At 61.5% G+C, this 17,647-nt stretch carries 20 protein-coding genes; 9 read left to right on the forward strand and 11 right to left on the reverse strand.

The window, feature by feature from the left end; translation table 11 throughout:
* Nucleotides 1–106 precede the first annotated feature (106 nt).
* Nucleotides 107–685, reverse strand: coding sequence for a hypothetical protein (locus AB4Z13_RS26695; protein ID WP_442207250.1), 579 nt, complete (start codon nt 683–685; stop codon nt 107–109).
* A gap of 245 nt (nt 686–930) precedes the next feature.
* Here AB4Z13_RS26695 and AB4Z13_RS26700 point away from each other — a divergent pair, with 245 nt between their 5' ends.
* A complete protein-coding gene (locus tag AB4Z13_RS26700; RefSeq protein WP_162747907.1) occupies nt 931–1,671 on the forward strand; it encodes a DUF6683 family protein in 741 nt (246 codons plus the stop codon).
* 7 nt (nt 1,672–1,678) lie between these two features.
* On the opposite strand, the gene AB4Z13_RS26705 is transcribed toward AB4Z13_RS26700, so the two are convergent.
* Both AB4Z13_RS26705 and AB4Z13_RS26710 read right to left on the reverse strand, forming a co-directional pair.
* Nucleotides 1,679–2,311 (reverse strand): pyridoxamine 5'-phosphate oxidase family protein, encoded by a 633-nt coding sequence (locus tag AB4Z13_RS26705; RefSeq protein WP_113320204.1) that lies wholly within the window; start codon nt 2,309–2,311, stop codon nt 1,679–1,681.
* A gap of 54 nt (nt 2,312–2,365) precedes the next feature.
* A complete protein-coding gene (locus tag AB4Z13_RS26710; protein WP_113320203.1) occupies nt 2,366–2,911 on the reverse strand; it encodes a peroxidase-related enzyme in 546 nt (181 codons plus the stop codon).
* Nucleotides 2,912–3,032: 121 nt separating this feature from the next.
* On the opposite strand from AB4Z13_RS26710, the gene AB4Z13_RS26715 reads away from it, so the two are divergent.
* The 6 genes from AB4Z13_RS26715 to AB4Z13_RS26740 all read left to right on the forward strand — a co-directional run bounded on the left by AB4Z13_RS26715 (nt 3,033) and on the right by AB4Z13_RS26740 (nt 8,445).
* Nucleotides 3,033–3,953: a LysR substrate-binding domain-containing protein gene (locus AB4Z13_RS26715; RefSeq protein ID WP_442207251.1), complete on the forward strand. Its 921-nt coding sequence runs from the start codon at nt 3,033–3,035 to the stop codon at nt 3,951–3,953.
* Nucleotides 3,954–4,072: 119 nt separating this feature from the next.
* Nucleotides 4,073–4,549 carry a MarR family winged helix-turn-helix transcriptional regulator gene (locus tag AB4Z13_RS26720; protein ID WP_442207252.1) on the forward strand — a complete coding sequence of 159 codons (477 nt, stop codon included), beginning with the start codon at nt 4,073–4,075 and terminating at the stop codon, nt 4,547–4,549.
* The gene (locus AB4Z13_RS26725; RefSeq protein WP_442207253.1) at nt 4,546–6,615 is read left to right on the forward strand and encodes an FUSC family protein; all 2,070 of its coding nucleotides are present in this window, start codon (nt 4,546–4,548) and stop codon (nt 6,613–6,615) included. Before AB4Z13_RS26720 ends, AB4Z13_RS26725 begins: the two co-directional genes overlap by 4 nt.
* 5 nt (nt 6,616–6,620) lie before the next feature.
* The gene (locus AB4Z13_RS26730; RefSeq protein WP_442207254.1) at nt 6,621–6,839 is read left to right on the forward strand and encodes a DUF1656 domain-containing protein; all 219 of its coding nucleotides are present in this window, start codon (nt 6,621–6,623) and stop codon (nt 6,837–6,839) included.
* Entirely contained in the window at nt 6,827–7,690 is an 864-nt protein-coding gene (locus AB4Z13_RS26735; protein ID WP_442207255.1) for an efflux RND transporter periplasmic adaptor subunit, read from the forward strand. Before AB4Z13_RS26730 ends, AB4Z13_RS26735 begins: the two co-directional genes overlap by 13 nt.
* Before the next feature lie 116 nt (nt 7,691–7,806).
* Nucleotides 7,807–8,445, forward strand: a complete 639-nt coding sequence (locus AB4Z13_RS26740; RefSeq protein ID WP_442207256.1) for a hypothetical protein — start codon at nt 7,807–7,809, stop codon at nt 8,443–8,445.
* Nucleotides 8,446–8,628: 183 nt separating this feature from the next.
* Here the strand turns inward: AB4Z13_RS26740 and AB4Z13_RS26745 are convergent, their stop codons facing one another.
* The 8 genes from AB4Z13_RS26745 to AB4Z13_RS26780 form a co-directional block, all read right to left on the reverse strand.
* Nucleotides 8,629–9,051 (reverse strand): type II toxin-antitoxin system VapC family toxin, encoded by a 423-nt coding sequence (locus AB4Z13_RS26745; protein ID WP_442207257.1) that lies wholly within the window; start codon nt 9,049–9,051, stop codon nt 8,629–8,631.
* Nucleotides 9,048–9,293 carry a FitA-like ribbon-helix-helix domain-containing protein gene (locus tag AB4Z13_RS26750; protein WP_113320197.1) on the reverse strand — a complete coding sequence of 82 codons (246 nt, stop codon included), beginning with the start codon at nt 9,291–9,293 and terminating at the stop codon, nt 9,048–9,050. Before AB4Z13_RS26750 ends, AB4Z13_RS26745 begins: the two co-directional genes overlap by 4 nt.
* Before the next feature lie 104 nt (nt 9,294–9,397).
* Nucleotides 9,398–9,727, reverse strand: coding sequence for an L-rhamnose mutarotase (locus AB4Z13_RS26755; RefSeq protein ID WP_007820508.1), 330 nt, complete (start codon nt 9,725–9,727; stop codon nt 9,398–9,400).
* Nucleotides 9,728–9,731: 4 nt separating this feature from the next.
* Nucleotides 9,732–10,850 (reverse strand): mandelate racemase/muconate lactonizing enzyme family protein, encoded by a 1,119-nt coding sequence (locus tag AB4Z13_RS26760; protein ID WP_113320196.1) that lies wholly within the window; start codon nt 10,848–10,850, stop codon nt 9,732–9,734.
* Between the two features lie 8 nt (nt 10,851–10,858).
* The gene (locus AB4Z13_RS26765; RefSeq protein WP_442207258.1) at nt 10,859–12,382 is read right to left on the reverse strand and encodes a sugar ABC transporter ATP-binding protein; all 1,524 of its coding nucleotides are present in this window, start codon (nt 12,380–12,382) and stop codon (nt 10,859–10,861) included.
* Nucleotide 12,383: 1 nt separating this feature from the next.
* The gene (locus AB4Z13_RS26770) at nt 12,384–13,340 is read right to left on the reverse strand and encodes an ABC transporter permease (RefSeq protein ID WP_442207259.1); all 957 of its coding nucleotides are present in this window, start codon (nt 13,338–13,340) and stop codon (nt 12,384–12,386) included.
* Nucleotides 13,337–14,356, reverse strand: coding sequence for an ABC transporter permease (locus AB4Z13_RS26775; RefSeq protein ID WP_442207260.1), 1,020 nt, complete (start codon nt 14,354–14,356; stop codon nt 13,337–13,339). The genes AB4Z13_RS26770 and AB4Z13_RS26775 overlap by 4 nt, the downstream gene beginning before the upstream one ends.
* Before the next feature lie 72 nt (nt 14,357–14,428).
* Nucleotides 14,429–15,454: a sugar ABC transporter substrate-binding protein gene (locus AB4Z13_RS26780; RefSeq protein WP_442207261.1), complete on the reverse strand. Its 1,026-nt coding sequence runs from the start codon at nt 15,452–15,454 to the stop codon at nt 14,429–14,431.
* A 151-nt stretch (nt 15,455–15,605) separates the two neighbouring features.
* Between AB4Z13_RS26780 and AB4Z13_RS26785 the strand changes: the two genes are divergently transcribed.
* A complete protein-coding gene (locus AB4Z13_RS26785; RefSeq protein WP_442207262.1) occupies nt 15,606–16,595 on the forward strand; it encodes an alpha/beta hydrolase in 990 nt (329 codons plus the stop codon).
* Nucleotides 16,567–17,583, forward strand: a complete 1,017-nt coding sequence (locus tag AB4Z13_RS26790) for a GntR family transcriptional regulator (protein ID WP_442207263.1) — start codon at nt 16,567–16,569, stop codon at nt 17,581–17,583. The genes AB4Z13_RS26785 and AB4Z13_RS26790 overlap by 29 nt, the downstream gene beginning before the upstream one ends.
* The last annotated feature ends 64 nt before the right edge of the window (nt 17,584–17,647 follow it).

The following is a 17,647-nucleotide window of genomic DNA, read 5'->3' on the forward strand; positions in this document are numbered from 1 at the left end:
CTAGGCCCGGCGGCCAATGACCGGGAGTAACAAGTCTGGCGGGATTTCTGGAGTGCCAATGACGGCAACAGTCACCGGTTTTGCGTTGTGTAATGCGCCTCTGTTCTCAGTTTTTCTGCTGCTTGGGCAGCTCGCCCAATTGCTGCGCCACCGACGGGTCGATCACTACAAGGAACATCGAGGCGCCCGCAGGCGCAAAAGCATTGGCAAGACTGATGCCGAAAAAGGCTTTTCGTCCGCTGCCATCAACGATCCAGTAGCGAAAGCCCGGTGTGATTGACGACGTCATCTCGCCGACGAACTGGCTTGTCTGGAATGTCGCGAGCAACGTCTCTTCCTGAAAGCTGCCGCCACCCATTCCGAGAACCATGCAACCCTTTGCGGGCTTTTCCAAGACGGTGCCTTCGCTCACCTCCAGCAGAAAATCGTCGGGTGATTTCTTCGCCGGTGTTCCGATCTCCCAGAAGGTCTTGCTGGTCGGCATCATCATCGGAACGTTCGCCGGGCTGAGCCTATCGGTGGTGGTCGAGTTCGTGGAGGGGTGATAGGGCGCCATATCGATATTCTTGAAATCCGGAAACTGCGCGAGACAGGTCTTCGTGAAGACCTCGGCGACCCTGCCCTCGGCCATTGCCGGCGATGCCAGGAGAGTGAGACCAAGACATGCCGCAAGATGAGCCTTCACCGGAGCCTCCATCGTTTCTATCCGGATATTGCTCGAACTATCCCCGGAGGCTGGGGCAAAGTCCAGTTGCTGCTCAGGCTACAGGCGGGGGGATGTTCGATGCCGGTCAATGTCGCACATTCGCAATACGGTTCTGCGAGGATGCGAAACTGCGGGGACGCGAAGTGGCCCCCAAGCCATCTGTTCACCTTGCCGACGCGAACACGCCGCATATATTCGCCGCGGCTGCGCCTTGGGGTTCATTGATGAGATATGCTCGGATTGTCGTCGTTGGGTTCGTTCTCTGCCTGCCGGTCAGCGCAGGCGCCCAGGCAGATTTTGCCGGGCCGCTGAGCCCCGGTGCCTTCGAGGCCACCTTGAATATGGGGCCGATCGCCGAGACGCTGCGTCGGCAGATGCAGCGCCCGGTGCCGCGATCGAACTCGGGAAAGCAAGCGCCTGCCGCCACCAAACCGGTCAGCGTCGCAGACTTTCGCTATACACCGTCGAAGTCGCGCCGTTCCGCCAATCTCGAGAATTTCGTATCGAAGACCAAAGCCGTCGATCCGAAAGGTGCTGACACGCTCGCCAAACTCTTTGCCTCGCAGGATATCATCGAGGCGATGCGCCCACCACTTGCCCGCTACGGCCTGAGGATCGACAATGTCGTCGATGCCTATACCGTCTGGCTGATCAGCAGCTGGCAGGCGACGCGCGGCACGACCGATGACCCGAGCCCGGCTTCGACGGCCGCCGTGCGCCGGCAGGTCATGAATGCCATGGCATCGGCCGCTATGGTCACCACCGCAGACGACGCGTCGAAGCAGGAGATGGCTGAAGCCCTGCTGCTGCAGGCGGCGCTGGTCGAAAGCGCCGTCGAGCAGTCTCAAAGCGATCCCGACCAGCTCCAGGCCGTCGGCCGGGCAGCAGCCCAGGGCGCTCGTGGTATGGGCATTGATCTCGCCGGTATGACGCTCACTGATCGGGGCATGGTTTCGGCTCATTAGCCAGGCGCTACTCTGCACCTCCAGCTCGCGCGATCTGCGCCCTTAAGGCGTCATTCTCGGCCTCCAGCTCTGCGAGACGCTGACGAAGCGGCTGGACGGCGACGCCGATCTCCGCCTCGGTATAGCGCGGTGTGATATGCTGCGGGCAGTTCCAGTCGAAAGCTTCGAGGCGCAGGCGGAAGAGGCGTTCCGGCTTTGCCCGATAGGACGGCGTGGCGACAAGCTCCGTCAGTGCAGGCTCCGCATCGAGCGCCAGCTTTTCGGCATGCGCATAGATCTTTAGCCGCGCGCGGCGGGGATAATCCATGAGAAAGAGGCAGACCCGCTCATTGGCCGCGAGATTGCCGACGCTTATATACTGCCGGTTGCCGCGGTAATCTGCAAAGGCAAGCGTGCGATCATCGACCACCTTGAGAAAGCCCTGCGGACCACCCCGATGCTGGACGTAGGGCCAGCCCGTTTCGGAAACGGAGGCCATGTAGAAACTGTCGCGCGACGCAATGAAGGCGCTCTCGTTTTCCGTGAAGCGGTCGAAGCTGCGGTCGGTCGGCAGGTTGGTCCAGAAATCCTGAACACCCATTTCGGCCTGGGCGGCGCGCACGCTGGGCGTCGAGGCTATGTCGAGAAATCCATAGGACATGATCCATCTCCTCAAGGTTGGGTGGGAGCGGGGCTTTAACCCGCTCGTCATCCGTTAGGCGGCATTGGCTGCGGACACGACCGGGAAGTCGATATCGGTCTTGGCGACTTCGTTCAGATAATTGGTGAAAGTGTTTTCGGCGACCAGAGCGACGATCTCGACGATCTGCGCATCAGAAAAGCCGGCAGCGCGGACGCTCGCGATATCGGCATCGGAGACATGACCGCGCGCTTCGGCAATCTTTGCCGCAAAGCCGACGGCGGCATTCGCCTTGGCATCGGCTGATGCGCCCTTGCGGTTCAGCGCAATTTCTTCCGGGCTGATCTTTGCGAGGTTGAGGCCGAGATAGGTATGGGCCGACAGGCAGTAGTCGCAGCCGTTCACCTCTGCGACGGCCAGAGCGATCCGCTCACGTGTCTTGACATCGAGTGTCCTGGAAAGGGCGTTCTGGAAGCTGGTGAAGGCGGTCAGCGCGGCCGGGCTGTTGGCGACGAGGCGGAAGATATTCGGAACGGAGCCCAGCGCCTTCTGGATGGCGTCGAGCGTTGGCTTTGTTGCTTCTGGCACATCGTCCTTGGCGGGAATGAAAATGCGGGACATGGAGATCTCCTTCGCTGCTGGCAAACCGTGATTGGCTTGTGGATGCAAATGTGTCGATTTCCATTCACCAAGAGAATATGCTTAAAATGAAAGTAATTTTACCGGAAAATGGAAGAATGATTTGGACCGGTTCGAAGCCATGTCGATGTTGCTGGAGGTGGTGGACAGGGGAAACCTGTCGGCGGCCAGCCGTTCGCTGAAAATTCCCCTGCCGACTCTGAGCCGCAAGATCACCGATCTGGAGACGCTGCTCGGAACCAAGCTCTTGACCCGCACCACGCGCAAGATCGCCTTGACCGATGCAGGCACGACCTATGTCGATGCCGCCAGACGAATCCTCGAGCAGGTGGAGGAGGCCGAACGTCAGGCATCCGGCGAATTCGCCATGCCGAAGGGCGAGTTGGTGATCACAGCTCCGGTGCAGTTCGGCCGCCTTCACGTGCTGCCTGTCGTGACGGACTTTTTGGCCACCTTTCCGGCGATCAACGTGCGGCTGATGCTGGCGGACCGCAATATCGATCTCGTCGACGAGCATGTCGATATGGCCGTGCGCATCGGCAATTTGCCCGACAGCGCCATGGTCGCCACGCGCGTCGGTACGGTTCGCAGGGTCGTCTGCGGCAGTCCGGCCTTCTTTGCCGGCCGCGGTGTGCCGAAGGAGCCAGCCGATCTTCTGGGCCTGCCCTGCATCAGCGTCGAGATCCTGACGCCATCTGTCGGCTGGCAGTTCCAGAAGGTCGGAGCAGCAAAGGCCATTGAGGTGCCGATCAGCCCACGGCTTTCCGTCACCACGACCGAGGCGGCGGCCGAGGCCGCCATTCGCGGCGCCGGCATCACCAGGCTGCTTTATTATCAGGTCGCAGGGGCGGTCGCGGCCGGCGCGCTGAAACTCGTGCTCGAGGATTTCGAACCGGAGCCGGCTCCCATCCACCTGGTCCATCTCGCCCGTGGCCAGATGCCGCTCAAAATGCGCCACTTTCTGGATTTCGCCGCACCCCGGCTGAGGGCGAGTGTCGCTGCCCTGCAATCTTCCTCCAGGTAAGGCAATTCCTGCCCATCTCCATCCTGACGCCAGCTGTCTTCGGACATCCGTCGGGAGCAATTTCCGTTCGTCTCAGAATATTGTTTGAATCCTAACTATTTTAATGCTACTAGAATGGCATGCAATCATTTACGTCCCTTCAGCGCGTTTTCACTGCGAACCTTTTGTCGACCGGCCGCAACTGGCGCCGGGCGGTGGATCTTGCGCTGACCTCCCACGGCATCTCGGAAGCTTGCGCAGCACCATTGCTCTGGATTGGCCGTTTGGGTGGTGGCGTGCGCCAGGTCGTGCTGGCCAATCACGTCGGCATCGAAGGCCCGTCGCTGGTCAGGTTGCTCGATCAGCTGGAAGCACTCGATCTCGTCATGCGCAAGGATGATCCGATTGACAGGCGGGCAAAGGGTCTCTGGCTGACGGAGGAGGGCCAGAGCCTCGCAACCCGGATGGAGGCCGTTCTCGATGACCTGCGCGGCAGGATCCTCGTAAACGTCAGTGAAGCCGATCTCGAAGCGGCGGTCCGCGTTCTGCAGGCCTTCGAAGAGATCAGCCCGTCGCAGGTTGCGGCGATCGCACAGCAATTTGAGGAAACATCGTGACCCTTCCCTCCTGGCGGGACTGGCTCTTCTCGGCCAAGGCCTTCCTCGCATCCATGCTTGCCCTTTTCATTGCCTTGTCCCTGGACCTGCCGCGGCCTTACTGGGCAATGGCGGCCGTCTATGTCGTCGCCAATCCGCTCGCGGGTGCGACAAGTTCGAAGGGCCTCTATCGCGCGCTCGGCACCCTTCTCGGTGCAAGTGCGGCCGTTTTCTTCGTGCCGCTCTTCGTCAATGCGCCGGAGCTTTTGAGCATCGTCATTGCGCTCTGGACTGGCACGCTCCTGTTTATCTCGATGCTGGACCGTTCTTCACGCAGCTACGTCTTCATGCTGGCCGGCTATTCCCTGCCGCTTATCGCGCTGCCGTCCGTCGGTTCGCCTGACACCATCTTCGACACGGCCCTTGCCCGCTCGGAAGAGATCATTATTGGCATCGTCTGCGCCAGCCTCGTCAGTGCCGTCGTCTTCCCGACCAGTGTGCGCAGCGTGCTCGGCCAGCGCATTTCCACTTGGCTCGACGATGCCGGCAGCTGGGCAAATGATATTCTGCGCGGCGAGGGTGCGACGCCGGCAACGCCCTTGAAACGGCAGAAGCTTGCCGCCGACGTCACCGGCCTCGACCTCATCATCAGCCAGCTTGGTTACGACGCGGGCAGCCGTGATATTGTGCGCCATTCGCGCGAATTGCGCGGCCGTCTCCTGATGCTGTTGCCGCTCTTCTCCTCGCTCGCCGATCGCCTTCATGCACTGAAGACCGAGCGCGAGGTGCTGCCAAAAGATTTGATCTGCCTGCTGAACGAGGTCGCCGACTGGCTGAGCCTCGGCGCAAAATCTCAAGCTGACGACACGGCTGAAAAGCTGGCGCAGCGGATCGATAGTCTCCGCGAGGCCGACCCGGATCGGCGCTGGGGCGACCTGCTGCTTTCCAGTGCGCTGGCGCGGCTGAAGGAGATCGTCGATCTCTGGCAGGATTGCCTGACGCTGCGCGACGAAATCGTCAGCGGCAGACATTCCGGCCCCTGGCGGCCGGCCTTTCGCCATCGCCAGATCGTCGGCCGTATCAGGCATTTCGATTATGCGCTGCTTGCCTTCCAGGCCGGCGCGGTCGTTGCGGGCATTCTCGTCGCCTGCCTGTTCTGGATCTATAGCGGCTGGCAGAATGGCGCCGGTTTCGTCACCATGGCAGCCGTTGCCTGCTCCTTCTTCGCGGCGCTTGATCGGCCTGCACCCTTCATCACCTCGATGTTCATCTGGTGCGGCATCAGCCTCATCATCTCCTTCGTCTATATTTTCGGCATCCTGCCGATGGTCAACAGCTACGAGCTCCTGGTTCTTGTCTTCGCTCCGCCCTTCCTGCTTTTGGGGCTGATGATCCCCAAGCCGCAGTTCAACATGTTGGCCATGCTGCTGACAGTAAACAGCGCCTCCTTCATCGCGCTGCAGGATCGTTACACGTCCGATTTCACCACCTTCACCAATGAAGCGATCGCCGCGCTCGCCGGCATCGGCTTTGCGTTGGTATGGACGCTGATCGCCCGCCCTTTCGGCGCCGAACTCGCCGCCTGGCGGCTGGTGCGCGCCGGCTGGACCGATCTTGCCGAGACGGCGGCAGGCGAACGCCGTGCCGATCACGAGCGGCTTTCCGGCCGCATTCTCGATCGCCTCGGCCAGCTCGTACCGCGCCTTGCCGTCGTCGAGGACCGGGAATTGAAGAAGGTGGATGGCTTTGCCGAAGTGCGCATCGGCTTCAACGTGCTGATGCTGCAGGGTGAACGCAAGAGACTGCGTGGGGCGAGCGCCGCATCGCTTGGCGCGGTTCTCTCCGGCATCGCCGATTTCTATCATGACCGTATTGCGGCCGGTCGGGCGCTCGCTCCGCAAGAGGGCCTGCGTCAGTCGATCGACGACAGCCTCAAAATCATCGCGCTCGAAGACAACAGGCGCGGCGCCGACAGCATCGACGCCCTTGTCGGCCTCAGGCGCGCCCTTTTCCCTGACGCAGCCCCGCCAGCAAGCTGGCACGCGGCCGAGGCTGCGCCGCAACTCCTCCCGCTTGCCGCTGAGTAATTGTCATGCCTGCAGAATTTGATGTTTACGGCGTCTATGTCCCACGCCTCCTCGTTCTCATGGTGCTGAGCCTGATGCTAATGATCGTCATCAGACGGATGCTGGCCTGGCTCGGTGCCTATTCCCTCGTCTGGCACCGTGGTCTCTTCGACCTCGCCCTCTACGTGCTCGTCCTTGGAGCCGTTTCCTCCTTCACACGCTGGTATTTCGCATGGACTCCCTGAAATTCATTGGTCGCCTCATCGTCACTCTTGCCGTGGTCGTCGCCGCCGTCTTTGTCGGCCGCGGGCTTTGGGGCCACTATATGGACGAGCCCTGGACGCGCGATGCTCGACTGCGCGCCGATGTCGTCGGGATCGCGCCCGATGTCTCTGGCCTCGTCAGCGAGGTGCTCGTCATCGATAATCAGGCGGTGAAGAAGGGCGATATCCTCTTCCGCGTCGATCGCGCACGTTTCTCGATAGCGCTCGCTCAATCCGAAGCGGCACTCGAAGGCAGCAAGGCCGCGCTCGACCAGGCACACCGTGAGCGCGAGCGCCAGGAGCGCCTCGGCGAAGCCGCCTCGCTGCAGCAGAAGGAACAGGCGCAGACGGCTGAAGAGCAGGCCGAAGCCGCCTTCCGCCAGGCAGCCGCCAACCGCGATCTGGCTGCGCTCAATCTCGACCGTTCGGAGATCAAGGCGACGGTCAACGGGACGGTCTCCAATCTCAGCCTGCGCCCGGGCGATTATGTTAGCGCCGGAACCGCCAAGATCGCGCTGATCGATACGGATTCGCTGCGCGTCGAAGGCTATTTCGAAGAAACCAAGCTGCAGCGCATCCACCCCGGCGACAAGGTATCCATCCACCTGATGGGCCAGACGAAAAGCCTTGACGGCCATGTCGAAAGCATTGCAACCGGCATCGAGGACCGCGAACGCACCGCCGGCAGCGGCCTGCTCGCAAACATCAACCCCACCTTCAGCTGGGTGCGCCTTGCCCAGCGCGTGCCGGTGCGCATCAGCATCGACGCCGTGCCTGATGATGTCAGGCTGATCGCCGGCCTGACGGCGACGGTAGAGGTGGACAGGAGCTGATGGCAAGCTTTCGTCTGGCCTCCGAATCTGGATAATAATGCAGGCTGAACAAGATCGAAGGTCGGATCCTGGGGCCTCGCAGAATGATAAAATCCGCTTGCAGGCACGCGGTCCTTGTGGCTGCTGTGCTGCTGTCATCGGTGGTCGCGACAATGGCTCAGAGCCAGCCAGCCTCCGTCTGGAGCGACTTCATCCGGGACAGGCGCGATCTCGCCGCTCTCAATGAGCACAAACGGAAAAAAATCCTCAATGACCTCGGTGCGGCGATCATGGCCGATCCCGACGGCGTGAGTACCGAGATCGAAAGAAGCAGGGGCGCGCCGGCGCTTTGCCAATATATGCGCGTCATGTTCGCAAGCGACAGAACGCCTGAGGTGGTTGATCAGCTTGACGCCGTGCTCCATTGGGGCAAACCGGATAAATCCATCCGCGAGATGCTGAGTGCACCCGCCTATGACGACGGCAGCACCTGGTTTCCAAGGGCGAAGAGAGCTGGCTATTTTACCGGTTGCGTGGCCGGAGTGCTCGATGGAAAGAGGAGAAGCAGCACGAGCCTCGCGGGCCGATTGCCTTTGCTCCTGAGTTCGAGGGATCAAACGATCATTGCCCTGCAGATTGCCGAGCGCTTGAAGATTGGACGGCCATCCAAAGGCGATAGCTATGGCAAGTGGATGCTGAATGGCCTATCGAAAGAAGACCTTGTCTCGCCGGATGTGATGGATTGGTTCGAGCTTGGTTTCGACAGAGCGTATTGAATGGGTTCAATAAGCACAGCTGTCGCACTCGCGATGGGCCCGGCAATTATCTTGCCTGCCGGACGTCGAGCAGCACCGCCACACTGACGAGAATGATCAGCAAGGAGGGGGCGGGCCCAGGCGTGGATAGTCGGAAAATTTGCAACGGACCGACCCCGGCCCTGATGAGATCGCCTATTTAGATCAGCTTGCCTTCCATGGGTTCACGATCGCCAGGCCGATATTCTCGAAATCGGCTTCGTTGCGCGTCGCAAGCGACGCGCCGCGAGATAAGGCTATGGCTGCGATTTGTGCATCAAATTGGCTGATTGGGCGACCGGCAGCGCGCCGCCTGGTCGCTATAGTGGCATAGACGTCCGCTGCTTCGCGGTCGAAGGGTAGGACACGCCCTGCAAGATCCTCATTGAAGATCGGTAATATTGCGGCCTCTAGCTCCCGACGGCGGCGACCTTCTGGTAGTAGCCGCAAGCCGTATAGGATTTCTGCCTCGGTGATAGACGTCGTGAATACCGAAGCTGGGCCCTGCTCGGCCAACCAGTCGATGACGGCTGGGCTCGGGGATGACACCAACAGCTCGGAAAGAACATTCGTATCGAGGATGATCACTGTTCGAAGTCCGGCATGTCACGAATAGGCTCACGTGCGGGAATATCAAGGTCAACGCCACCGGTCGGTGCAACGCGTGCCCTGATGGATTGAACAAGGTTGCGTGGTGTCTCGCCGGTGGCCAGTGCCGATCGAAGAATATCGCGCGCTTCGTCTTCCATGGACCGGCCGTGGCTCGCAGCCCGGATTCGCAGGCGCCGTTTCAGCGCATCATCGATATTGCGGATAGTCATGCTGGCCATAAAAGCCTCCTGATATCATTGATTGCATATAAGGCAATGATATCAGAATTGCAATTCCATGGATCCCGGAAGCGTTCTGCTTCGAGCGCCTGAGCAACGCCAGTTCAATCAAAGTGAAACACTTCCGGCATCATCGCCCACCACTCACCGTCCTTGCGTGTTGCAAGCGGCTTCTGGCAGGGCATGCAGACGGCCCACCATTGCCGATTTGCCGGATCGGCGGCCATCTTGGCCATATCGGCTTCGAAATCGTCACCGACATATTCCCAATAGCCAAACAGCAGGTTTTCCGGCTCCTTCAGAAAGATCGAATAGTTGGTGATGTTGCAGGCCGAGATCAGTGACAGGATCTCCGGCCAGACGGCGGCATGCAGTGCCTTGTAATCTGCGACCTTGTCCGGCTCCAGGCCGATCACCATGCCCATTCGCTGCATATTGCTACCGCCCTCGGGTAATTTCTGTCGTGAATTCGGCGATGCTGCGCTTCTTGACGGCATCCCAGTCCCATTCGATGCCGATGCCGGGTTCGGAGGGGGCGATGGCGTGGCCGTCGCGGATTTCCATGCCCCTGGTGGTCAGATCGTCGAGCTGCGGGATATATTCGACATATTTGCCGTTCTGGATGGCGCAGACCAGGCTGACATGCAGCTCCATCAGGAAATGCGGGCAGACGGGGATATCGAAGGCTTCGGCCGCGTGCGCAACCTTCAGCCAGGGTGTGATGCCGCCGATGCGGGCAACATCCACCTGCACGATCGAGCAGGCGCCCTTCTGCATATATTCGCGGAAATGCCGGATCGAATAGAGGGATTCGCCGACGGCAATCGGCGTCGGGGTCGAGCGCGACAGCCGGATATGGCCGTCGAGATCGTCGGCCGGCAGTGGTTCTTCGATCCAGGCGAGGTCGAGTTCCCTCAGCCGTTCTGCCCGGCGGATCACTTCATCGACGGTAAAGCCTTGGTTGCAGTCGGTCATGATCTCGAAGCCATCGCCGAGGGCGGCGCGTACCGCAGACAGACGGGCATAATCCTCAGCGCCGTGCGGCTTGCCGATCTTCACCTTCGAGCCGCTAAAACCTTTCGCCTTCGCCTGCAGGGCGTCTTCGACAAGCGCCTCTTTCTCGATATGCAGCCAGCCGCCTTCGGTCGTATAGAGCGGGCAGCTTTCCTTGGCACCCCCGGCAAGTTTCCAGAGCGGCAGCTTCTGCTTCTTGGCTCTCAGATCCCAGAGTGCGGTATCGACGGCCGCGAGCGCCAGCGCCGTGATCGCGCCGATCGTCGTTGCATGCGTGGCAAATTCCATTTTGTGCCAGATCGCCTCAATGCAATCGGCATCCTCGCCGATCAAGAGCGGCGCCAGATGGTCCGACAGAAGCCGGATGACGGAGGAGCCGCCGGTACCGATCGTGTAGGAATAGCCGGTACCCGAGGCACCGTCGGAATCGGTGATGGTGACGATTGGCGTTTCCTGGCTGACGAAGCTCTGGATCGCATCGGTACGCTTCACCTTCGGCGGCAGGTCCACCATGCGCAGTTCGATCTTTTCAATGCGGGCCATGGTTCCTCCTAACGTGCCGTGCGGGTTTGGGCGGGTTCGGCCGCGTGGATTGCCGACATGATGGCGCGGCTTGCCGTCTCATATTTGCGGTCGTTTTCATGTTCGTGGACGATCCTGAAATCGTGCATGACGAGGATGCGGTCGGCGAGCGCCACCATTTCCGGCATGTCGCTGGAGATCAGCAGGATCGCCATGCCCTTGTCGGCAAGCCCGTTGATCAGCTCGTGAATATAGGCCTTGGCCTTGATGTCGATGCCGACGGTCGGCTCGTCGATGAAGAGGATATCGACATCGGCGGCGAGCCACTTGGCAAGCGACACCTTCTGCTGGTTGCCGCCCGAGAGATTGCCGACGAGCTGTTCGAGATTGGGCGCGCGGATTTCCAGCTGCCGGGCAAGTGGTGCGGCGGTCCGGCGCTCCTGGCCGGCGCCGATCAGGCCGAAGGTCGAGGCGATCTTGCCCCAGACGGTCATGGCGATATTCGAACGGATCGGATGAGCGAGGATGACGCCCTCGTGTTTCCTGTCTTCGCTGACATAGCCCATGCGAAAGCGCTTGATCGCCTCCTCCACCGAGCCGATCCGCACTGGTTTGCCGTCGATCAGAAACGTGCCCGACTTAAGCTTGTCCTTTCCAATGATAGCGCGGACGAGCTCAGTGCGGCCGGCACCGACGAGGCCGTAGAGGCCGAGGATTTCACCGCGACGGAGGCAAAAAGAGATATTGCCGTGGCCGGTCGCTGTCGCGACATCGCGAAGCTCGATCTTTGGTGCACCTTCCTGCGGCTTGCCGGAGCGGGCAATCACCGGCCGCTCCGCGCGGCCAATCATCGCCTCGATCAGCGTCTGCCGTGTCATCCCAGCCATCGGCGCGCCACGCAGTGTCGTCTCTCCGTCGCGCAGAACCGTGACCCGGTCGCAAAGGCTCAAAACCTCTTCGAGCTTGTGGCTGACGAAGAGGATCGCCGTTCCCTGATCACGCAACTGCCGCACGAGCCTGAAGAGGATTTCAGTCTCGGCATCGGTGATCGATGCCGTCGGCTCGTCGAGCAGCAGAACCTTGGCCTGGTGGCTGAGCGCCTTGGCAATCTCCACCATCTGCATCTGGGCGACGCTGAGGCGGCGCACTTCCGTTGCCGGATCGACATCGAGGCCGACTTTGCGAAGGTGTTCGCGCGCCTGTTCGTTGGCGCGGCGAAAATCGACGAGTCCGTTTCGAACCGGCAGCCCCTCCAGGAGAATGTTTTCGGCCACCGAGAAGCGAGGGATCAGGTTACGCTCCTGATGCACCGCCGAAATGCCGAGCGCGATTGCATCGCGGGGCGATGAGAGGGATAGAGGCGTGCCGTCCAGCGTCACTGTCCCGCTGTCTGGCCGATGGACACCGGTGATGATCTTGATCAGCGTCGATTTGCCGGCGCCGTTTTCGCCCATCAGCGCATGGATCTCGCCGCCATTGAGGGTCAGAGATGCATTGTTGAGCGCCCGCACGCCCGGGAACGACTTGCCGATCCGGTCCAGAATGAGTGCCATCTCAATCCTCCCCGACCCGGACTGCGCGGTAGCGGTTGATCCAGACGGCGGCGAGGATCAGCGCGCCGAGCAGGAAGGTCACCCAGTAGGGATCGACCGCCAGCAGCACCATGGCATTCTGGATCAGCCCGACCAGCAACACGGCGATGAGGGTGCCGAGGATGGAGATCGAGCCGCCGGCAAGGCTTGCTCCGCCGATGATCGGCGCCGCAAAGGAAATGACCACCCAGTCCGCGCCGATCGTCGGTTGCGCTGAGCCGAGCTGGGCGACGGCGAGCACGCCGGCAGTTGCGGCCAGCAGGCCGGAAAGCACATGCGCCATGATCGTCGCGCGGGCGACCGAAATGCCCGACAGCTCCGCCGCATGGGCATTGCCGCCGACCGCCAGCATGTAGCGTCCCTCGACCGTGCGGACAAAGAAGATGATGAGCAGCACGGTCACCACCAGCGGCACGATCAGCAGCAGCGGGAAGGGACCGAGGCGTCCATTGCCGAAGGCGACGAAGGCCGGCGACAGATTGTAGAAGGGAATGGCCTTGGTGATGCCGAGATTGACGCCGGCAAAGGCTGATCCGGTCGCGAGTGTGACGATGAAGCCGTTGATGCCGGTGCGCACCGTCAGCCAGCCATTGATAAAACCGGCAAGGCCGCCGAAGGCGATGCCGACAATGATCGCGGCGATGGCCGGCAGTCCCCAGACATCCATAAGTCCACCGGTCACGACAGCGATGAGCCCGCCGAGCGCCCCGACGGAAAGGTTCATCTGGCCGACGCCCAGCATGACCATCTGGCTGAAGGCGACGAGCAGTGATACGCAGATGCTGCGCAGCATGACGAACCAATTGAATTCCGTCATGAAGGCGGGGGAGGCGAAGGCGAGCGCGATGGCGCCGGCGATGACGCCGACCAGGATGCCGGACCATTGTGTCCTTGCGGCAAGGGAAATCAGCGTCTTCATGCGCGCCTCGTCTGTTCGCGGATTGCGAGCTTCGTCCGGTAGCGTTCGAACAGGATAGCCGAGAGCAGGAAGATGCCGAGGAAGAGCTGCAGCCAGAAATTCCCGACCTGCAGCACCAGCAGGCCGCTGCGGATGGTTGCGACCAGCATCGCACCGAGGATCGTACCAACCACCGACACCATTCCGCCGGCAAGCGCCGTGCCGCCGATGACGGGGGCAAGGAAAGAGGGCAGCAGCCAGTCGTCGCCGGCAACGCCGGGCATGGCCGCTGACAATCGTGACGTCAGCATCAAGGCTGCTGCTGCGGCCAGCATTCCCGAGAGCACATGCACGAAGATGGTAATCCGTCCGACGGGGACGCCCGACATTTCCGCCGTACGTGCATTGGCACCGACGGCCAGGATCTGCCGGCCGAGCACCGTATGCTTGAAAAGGATGTAGAGCAGGGCGCCGATCAAAAGTGCTGCGACCGCCAGCGACGGCACCGGGCCGATGCCGCTGCGGCCGAAGGCGCCGAAACTCGCCGGCAACCCGTTCAGCGGCACGCCCTTGGTGAAGATCAGCATGCCGCCGGAAAACAGGCTGGCGCTGGCGAGCGTGACGATGAAGCTGTTGACGCCGGTCTTGACGATCGCGAGCCCATTCAGCGCGCCGAGAAGGCCGCCGAAAGCGAGCGTCAGGATGATCACAAGCGGAATGGGCAGGCCTGCCGTCTGCATCAGATAGCCCGCAGCCATGACGGAGCAGACGCCGATCGCGCCGACCGAGAGGTTCATGCCGCCTGTCGCCAGCACCACCATCTGGGCGAAGCCGACCACGACATCGATTGCGACCGAGCGGCCCATGGAATTCAGGTTGAAGCGCGACAGGAAGCCCGGCGCCAGACTGGTGAAGACGGCCCACAGGATCAGAAGGATGATCAGCAGGCCGAGCTGCGCCGGCCCCCTGGTCAGCAATCCCAGCAGGCTGTGTCTGCCTGCATCGGGGACGGGGCTATCATTGTCGATGGGTGCCATGCGCTGGGATGACCGGTCTCGTGGAACAGGAATGATTGGGCGGCGGGCGCTTTCGACCCCACGCCGCTCTCGTTATTTGCAGGAGAGGTAGGTGTCCTTGAAACTCCCCTGCAGTTTCTTCGTCAGCGCCTTCAGATCGTCCTTGTAGCTGTCGACGTTCTTTTCCGAGATCAGCAGCGTGCCGGAATCGACGAAATGCGCCGTCTGAGGTGTGGCGATCCACGGGGCGTCCGCCTTCACGCTGCAGCCTGCAGCCATCTGATCAAGCACATAGGCGCCGATATAGGCCTGGCCATAGGGGTTCTGCGCCATGGTGCCGGCAACGAAACCGTCACGGATGCCGTCAAGGATGATCTTGTCATCGTCGATGCCGACAAGCTTGATCTTCTTATCGCCAAGGTTCTTGAGCGCGGTTGCAGCCACCACCGAGGAAATATAGCCGGTGGCGATCAGGCCGTTGATCTTGTCCTTCTGCGCGGCAAGCAGGGCATTGATCTTCTGGTCGCCCTGTTCCTGGCTGTCGGTATCACCGACCGTCTGCAACAGGGTGACGGCGCCATTCGTCTCGCCGACGGCCTTTTCGACCGCCTTGACGCGCAGCGTCGTATTCGGATCGACGAGCAGGCCTGCCAGATGAACGATCGTGCCCTTGCCACCCATCGCCTCAATCAGCGCCTTGGTGCCGAGATAGGCCGACTGCGAAACATCGGTCGCCAGGCAAAGCCCGACATCGGTCGGATCCTGCGCGCAGCCGCCAAGTGCCACCGAGGGAATGCCGTTGCTCTTCATTTCCGACACTATGGCGTTGACGCCGACTGCGTCACCCGGAAACACGCCGAAGCCATTGGTACCCTGTGCCGCGAGGCTTTCCAGAAGCTCAGTCTGCGCCTCCAATTTCCATTCGCTCGGCACTTTGTATTCGACAGCGGCGATGCCGAAATCCTTGGTGGCATCGGCGGCAGCCTGTTCCCAGGGCGCGAAATAGGGGTGCGGACCGCCCGGAACCAGGGCGATCTTGTTGTCCGAGGCGAAAGCGCTGAGCGGCGCGACTGCCACGGAGCATGCAAGGCCTGCAGCAATGAGACTGCGAATTGTCATGACATCCTCCCGATTTGGGCAAGTCCGGTCCTCTTCCAGCATTGCCATACCCAATCGCTAGCACGATCGAATATCGCATGCAATATTCGCTTATTGACTTTTTTGGCATCTTCCCTTTCCATCGCACCAGGCAATCGGCGAGGAGGAGTTGATGGAGCCGCAAGAGAACGGGGCGCGTGTCGACCGGTCGAGGCTTTTGCCGGAATATCGGACCATGTTGGAGGAGCAGGAGGCGCTTGGCGGAGCTGCGATTGAGACGCTCCCGCCGCAGCAGGCGCGCGCCGATTCCGAAATCCGGCTCGCCCTTCATTGGGGTGCGAAGGACGCGGTCTCCGGCATTGAGAATGTGGAGATTCCAAGCGACGACGTCAGGCTCAAGGCGCGGCTCTACCGCGTGGCCGGCACCACGCGGACCATCCTGTTCTTCCATGGCGGCGGCTGGATGGTCGGCAGCATCGAGACCCATGACGGGCCGGTTCGTACGCTCGCCAATGCCGCCCACGCCAATGTGCTGTCTGTCGAATACCGCAAGGCGCCGGAAGCGCCGTTTCCGGCGGCCTTCGAGGACGCCGAGACGGCACTTCTCTGGCTTCAGGAAAATGGCGAAGTGCTTGCACTTGATGCCGGCAAGGTGATCCTTGCGGGCGACAGCGCCGGCGCCAGTCTTGCCGCATCGCTGGCGATCCGGGCGCGCGATCTCGCCATCCCGCTTGCCGGGCAGGTTTTGATTTATCCGGCTACCGATCTCTCCGGCACGACAGAAAGCCGCCGGGAATTCGCGAACGGCTTTTCCCTGCAACAGTCGACGATGATCTGGTTTGCGGAACATTATCTTTCGGGCGGCACGCGACCCTCCGACCCTCGCGTCTCGCCGCTGCTCGCAGCCGACCTCTCGAGCTTAGCGCCGACGCTGTTGATCACTGCGGACCACGATCCGCTGCGCGACGAGGGCCGCGCTTATGCACAGCGCTTGATTGCCGCCGGAAATGACGTCTGTTACGAGGAATGGCAGGGAACCATCCATGGCTTTTTCATCATGGATCGCGCAGGAAAAACCGCCCGCAAGCTGATTGGGCGCATCGGGAAATGGACAGACGGCCTTTGGAACAGACATGACGATGGCAAGCGGGGCGGAGGCTGAAACCGCGGCCACGGCTGTGCGGTCCGAGCCGATCTATCTGACGATCTATCAGGTTCTTCGTGACCATCTGGAGCGGGGTGCGCTGGAGCCCGGCCTCATTCTCGGGCAGGCAAGCATCGCCCGCGCCTTCAATGTCAGCCGTATCCCGGCCGGTATCGCGCTGGCGCGGCTCCTGTCGGAAGGCCTGATCCAGACCTTCGAGGGGCGCGGTTATATCGTGCCGGGCGGCGAGCCGCAGCGCGGCGACCTTTTTGCTGCGGGCCTCGACCTGCCACGTTCGCTCACCGTTCCGGTCATCAATCGCCGGGAGCAGATCTACCCGGAAGTCGAACATGCCGTTGCCGTCTGTCTTGCCTATGGCCGTTTCCTGTTGAACGAGACAGCACTTGCCCAGCATTACGATGTCAGCCGCACCATAGCCCATGAAGTGCTGACCCAGCTGGAGCGCAGCGGCATCATCGAGCAGGACAGCAATAACCGCTGGTATGCCGGTCCGCTCAGCGCCAAGGTCTTTCGTCATCACTACGACATGCGTCGCCTGCTGGAGCCGGAAGCCCTGCGCCAGGCCTATCCTTTCCTTAAGAAGGAGGGTCTTGAGGAGCGCCGGCAGAGATTGAAATCCCTCGGCCCCTATCCACAGGCGCCGGAAATGCTGGAGCGGGCCGAAGCCGACCTGCATCTCGATTCACTCGCGCCCTGCCCCAATACGGTGCTTCTTGCGGCCGTGCGACGCAGTCAGCGCGTCCTCATCGCCACCCACTCGACCTTCGCCAATTTCCGCACCGAAGCGGAAATTTCAATGATGATATCGGAGCATACCCGTGTCTACGACGCGCTGCTCGCCGGCGATATTGACAGGGCCTGTGCAGCCCTTGCCGACCACCTGCGCCGGGCGCTCGACCCCAACCTGAAAATCCTCCAGCACCTGCCCGCCATGCCTTCAGGCCTGACGCCGCCCTACCTCATCCAGGTCAAAGGTGAGCGCTGATCGCTCCACTCAATCTTGCGGTTGGGATGATCGGCGCACAGGCAGCCCCATCGACCGTTGTCGG

The sequence above is a fragment of the Rhizobium sp. YAF28 genome (genome assembly GCF_052113285.1).
Lineage (GTDB): Bacteria > Pseudomonadota > Alphaproteobacteria > Rhizobiales > Rhizobiaceae > Rhizobium.